This is a genomic window from Agrobacterium bohemicum, assembly GCF_002896715.1.
Classification (GTDB): domain Bacteria; phylum Pseudomonadota; class Alphaproteobacteria; order Rhizobiales; family Rhizobiaceae; genus Agrobacterium; species Agrobacterium bohemicum.
In genome coordinates this window covers 1-4,510 of record NZ_PGEL01000010.1, presented here as the reverse complement: position 1 = coordinate 4,510, position 4,510 = coordinate 1, and the positions used below count along the sequence as shown (strand labels likewise).

Sequence of the window (4,510 nt, the reverse complement as noted above, 5' to 3'; positions counted from 1 at the left end):
GCATATCTACGGGTTGGCCGGAAATTAAATTTCGGGTCAATAATATATTTTTTCCACGCCCAATCGTTCCGCAATATATTTTTATATATGCAGCAAAACGAATTTAGTTTTTTATATATATTTACTGCTCAATTGCCAACGAAACCACCTTTCTCCTTGAGGATACAAATTCGCGTTCGCGGAACTCAATGAGCCCACGTTATGACCATTCTTTGCCCATCAAGCCAGAAAGCCGACGAGCCATTTCAACGGGACGCTGGAAGCTGCCTCGAAAATTGTATTCTATGTGGCAGCACCTCTCAGCGCCCCGATTATTCCATCATACGCTATGCCGACACACGGGCCCTGTGCGTCGGCTTAACTCCTGCCTGCTATCAATGCCGTTTGCTCACATTTCCCTTAGTGCCAACTCAACCCCATTCACCTGCCACCTTGCTCTCACCTGATCGAACCGGAAACAAACGTGATGGCTTGCGTCTTTCCATAACGATCATTCCTGCCTCACCTCCCACCTGGAGTACCAGCGTGGAAATCCATCGAAAAAGACCATAGCGGAATAATGTCTCTCGGTAAAGGCTTGTGTGATTATTTNCCTATTTTGGCTGCGGACGATAAAAGGGGGGNCATATGCGTCACGACCAAATGATACAGCCGGCTTTCGGCTTAAGGCTGCTATTGGCCCTAAGCGGACTTCGATTTCGCGAAACTGGACGAGCGAATGCTGTTTCTCCAGGCCGTGAGCAGCCTCTCAACATTTGCGTCGGCGCCGTCCTCAGACTGCAACTCTATGTCATACCGTTTGCCGACATGTATCGTCTCGAAATCCTTCTTGGCGCTGCCCATCGGTCGGTCACCTCTCGCGGCTTCACGCGCGACCAGAATTTCGAGCGGACAATGCACGGCGGCGAAGAAGACATCGTGCCCCGCCAGGAGACCGACAAGTTCTTCCAGCCACCCCTGGGTATCGAGAATATGTCAAGGATCAGATCATTACCTGCATCGGCGTATGCTTTCAGCGATCCATGGAATCCGGAGAAGAAAGCCATGCGGGAATCAGCCCAGCGGAAATCACCCCTCTTGAAGCGTTCAGTTGGAAGCACCCCAGCGTCGCGCAGATGATCAATGGATATGTGCCAGAATGGTTTCTCGATGCGTCTTTGCAGCGCTCTTGCAACGGTCGATTTGCCGCTACTTGACGCGCCATGAAGAAAGATAACATGTGCCATCCGTCATTCTCCCGGCTTTCCTGGACTGAGTAACGAAGGCATATGACACATCTATGACCGGTTCTGGCGCAACGCTGCCATGACGGCCATTGGCCCGAAGCGGTCATGCTGATCTGGGTACAAGTACGAAATAAGCATCCTCAACTGGATAATCGCTAATGTAATAAGATGCTTTGAATGCGCTTAATGACAGATCATCGGGACTCGGTGGAGACGAAGGCTCAAAATACCAGTTGTCATAGGTGTGACTGAAGTTCTTTCCAGGCCCGTTGAGGACATCCCCACCTAACAAANTGCATTTNGCGTCACGAAGTTTGCCAATCGCAACGAGAGCCTGCTCTTTGGTCAAGGCCCAGTTGGTACGACCAGGTCCCAGCCAGACACCCGTTGAGAGAATGGCATCAGCGTCTGCGGAATACACAATTGGCAACCCAGTCCCTCCTGTCGAACCGTTTAAACAAATACAAATTCCGGAGAAAGTGCAATGACCGTTTTTGGCGCAACGCTGCCGAGGCAGCAGTTGGCCCGAAGCGGACGGTTGCCATACTTGACGCGGAAGTTCACACTTCTAGTCTAGTGTGGATCGTGTGAATTGGAGGCCAGAGTATGCCAGCAGATATAATTGTCATCATGACCGTTCTGGCTCTCTACGCGGCCATCGTCATCAGTCCCGGGCCTAATTTTGCGCTGATTTCCCGCTTGGCCATCTCAGGGGCGAAGCGAACTTCTCTTGGCGCAACGCTCGGTCTCGCCTGTGCCGCAACCCTCTATGCGATCCTGAGCATGTCCGGCCTTGCCCTGTTGCTCACACGGATCGGCTGGTTGGCGGGCACGGTGCAGATCGCCGGAGGCCTGTTTCTGGTTTATCTTGGGATCAAGAGCTGGCTGCACGGCCCCACCCCGGAAGGCGTCGATGGCATTCCCTTGGCTCACGACAGCTTCGCACGGGGTCTACGGCTCGGCCTTCTTGTCAATCTCAGCAACCCCAAAGGGATTGCTTTTTTNATCAGCCTCTATGCCGCAACAATTCCGCCGGAAACTTCCACGCCAGCAAAGATTGCCATACTTTCCGGCGGTTTTGCCTTGGAAATTTTGTGGTATGGGCTGGTCGTCTGGCTGCTGTCCACCGGACCAGCGCGGGCCGCTTACAGGCGGTTCGGCGTCTGGATTGAGCGGATCATGGGAACGTTTCTCGTGCTGTTCGGTATCCACCTTATCTTGGAGAAGCGCGCATGACCGACAAATTAAACGAGCCGGAATGTGCCGTTCTCTGTTGGCTGGCGACGGTGGATTCCAGCAACAGACCGAACGTTTCTCCTAAGGAAATCTATGCCGAAACCGGATCAAACCGCCTTGTGATTGCCGATATTGCATCGGGGCGCAGTGTTAGGAATATTCGTGCAAATCCTGCCGTCTGTATCAGTCTGATTGACGTTTTTCTTCAGCGAGGGCGCAAGCTCGAAGGCATGGCCGAAATCATTGCCCCCGACCATCCTCATTTCACGACATTGGCTGCGCCGTTGCTGGCGAAGACACACGGCGCATTTCCGATACGCCATGTGATATCCGTCTTCATTGAACGGACCTCGCCCATCCTTGCTCCAAGCTATGTGTTTTATCCAGACCGAGGGGAGGCAGCGATCCGCGCGGATGCCTACCGCACCTACGCGGTTCAGCCGATATCGGAATGACCGCAATTGGCGCATTGCCGCCAACGCTGTATTTGGCCCGTAACTGACAACGAATGTCATGTAGCCGGAACGGGGCCGTGCTTTACAAAGGTCATTATGCACCAAGATGATCTACCCGTAACCGATGCGCTGATCCGTCAGCTCTTAGAGAGGCAAACGCCTCAGTGGACTAACTTGCCTGTGGATCGAGTCACGTCTTCCGGCACCGATAATGCGCTGTATCGCATTGGCGATGAATTGGTCCTTCGGATACCGCGAAGAAAAAGTGCGGCACTTCTGGTCTCAAAGGAACTGGACTGGTTACCTCATCTCGATGGCTTACCATTGATGACGCCATCACTCCGGTATCGTGGGCGCGTTGATCTTGGTTTGGATTGCGAGTTCGGGATATTCGATTGGATGGCGGGGAACATCGCCACCCCCGAAAACATCGCAGACGCCGAAGAGGCCGCAATCTCGTTGGCGAGCTTCTTGAAAGCCCTGCATGTGAAATCGACGGCAGACGCATCGATGGCAGGGCCAATCAACAATCTCAGGGGCATTCCCCTCACTGAGATGTCGGCTCGCACTCTTCCGGCTATTGACATCGTGTCGGATGAAATCGACGCAAAGGCGGCTGTTGAGCTTTGGAACGAGGCTCTTTCGGAGAGATATGACGCCCCACCGGTATGGCTGCATGGTGACCTCAAGGCAGACAATCTTCTGACCGTTGGTGGAAANCTGTCTGGGGTCATAGACTGGGGGCTGTCTGCCGTAGGAGACCCTGCTGCCGACTATGCAACCGCATGGTCGTGGGTGCAGCCATCTGCCCGAGAAGGATTTAGGAGCGTCCTGGGCTTGAGTGAGGGCGAATGGCTTCGCGGCAAAGCTTGGGCGTTGTATGGAGCGGTGATCGCCCTGAGCTATTATCGTGGCGGTAAAAACGAGCCGCTCTGTGAACAATGCCGACTCACGCTATCTCGGTTGGATTTGATGCTTTGACCGCTTATGGCGCAAAGCGGACGCTTGTATGCCAACCCACCTCAAGACCTACTCCGATCTTCTGTGCCGACCACAAATGCCGGATTAATGTCTACAAACGTATTCGAACCTCTAACCGCAGTACCGTGACCTCTTATCGTTAGCGAGTGGATGTATCTAAACGTTCTCGGTCATGGCTGAATGGCCTTATAAAGGAGATCGTAATGCGGGCGAAACTTGTCGCTTAATATAAACAACTCAGCACTAGAATTCTCTGCAGAGCATTCTTTGTATTTGCAGTAGTAGGCTCTGCACATAGGTTGAGCGACGCCATTGGGGTAATTGTCCTTAAAAAACATGTGCTTGTATGGCGCGTCATTGAAACTTGGAGCTGAGGGGCCATAATCACAAAAATATGGCGTCTGCTCAAANGAGAGTTTCATCTCTTTKGGAAAAAGATCGAAANGAGACCGGTGACAGGCTGCGTCAAGACCACATGCCCACACTGACAAGCGAAAAGCCTCATATGCGGACGCAATAGAGTTGGAGCCAGACGGGTAATCCCCCCGCAAACTAACCGGGTTTAAAAGTAGAATTTTCTCACAATGATTTTGGAGAAGATTCGGATGAAGA

5 protein-coding genes are annotated in these 4,510 nt (G+C 52.6%); 3 read left to right on the top strand and 2 right to left on the bottom strand.

Annotated features, from left to right (window positions below; translation table 11 throughout):
- Positions 1–785 precede the first annotated feature (785 nt).
- The gene (locus CUC55_RS23445; RefSeq protein WP_425352245.1) at positions 786–1,226 is read right to left on the bottom strand and encodes a phosphotransferase-like protein; all 441 of its coding nucleotides are present in this window, start codon (positions 1,224–1,226) and stop codon (positions 786–788) included.
- Between the two features lie 103 nt (positions 1,227–1,329).
- A complete protein-coding gene (gene imm40, locus CUC55_RS23735) occupies positions 1,330–1,647 on the bottom strand; it encodes an Imm40 family immunity protein (RefSeq protein WP_483415051.1) in 318 nt (105 codons plus the stop codon).
- Positions 1,648–1,832: 185 nt separating this feature from the next.
- On the opposite strand from imm40, the gene CUC55_RS00130 reads away from it, so the two are divergent.
- The 3 genes from CUC55_RS00130 to CUC55_RS00120 all read left to right on the top strand — a co-directional run bounded on the left by CUC55_RS00130 (position 1,833) and on the right by CUC55_RS00120 (position 3,898).
- Positions 1,833–2,462, top strand: a complete 630-nt coding sequence (locus tag CUC55_RS00130) for a LysE family translocator (protein ID WP_103086623.1) — start codon at positions 1,833–1,835, stop codon at positions 2,460–2,462.
- Positions 2,459–2,917 carry a pyridoxamine 5'-phosphate oxidase family protein gene (locus CUC55_RS00125; protein ID WP_082760395.1) on the top strand — a complete coding sequence of 153 codons (459 nt, stop codon included), beginning with the start codon at positions 2,459–2,461 and terminating at the stop codon, positions 2,915–2,917. Before CUC55_RS00130 ends, CUC55_RS00125 begins: the two co-directional genes overlap by 4 nt.
- A 96-nt stretch (positions 2,918–3,013) precedes the next feature.
- The gene (locus tag CUC55_RS00120) at positions 3,014–3,898 is read left to right on the top strand and encodes an aminoglycoside phosphotransferase family protein (protein ID WP_103086622.1); all 885 of its coding nucleotides are present in this window, start codon (positions 3,014–3,016) and stop codon (positions 3,896–3,898) included.
- Positions 3,899–4,510: the final 612 nt, after the last annotated feature.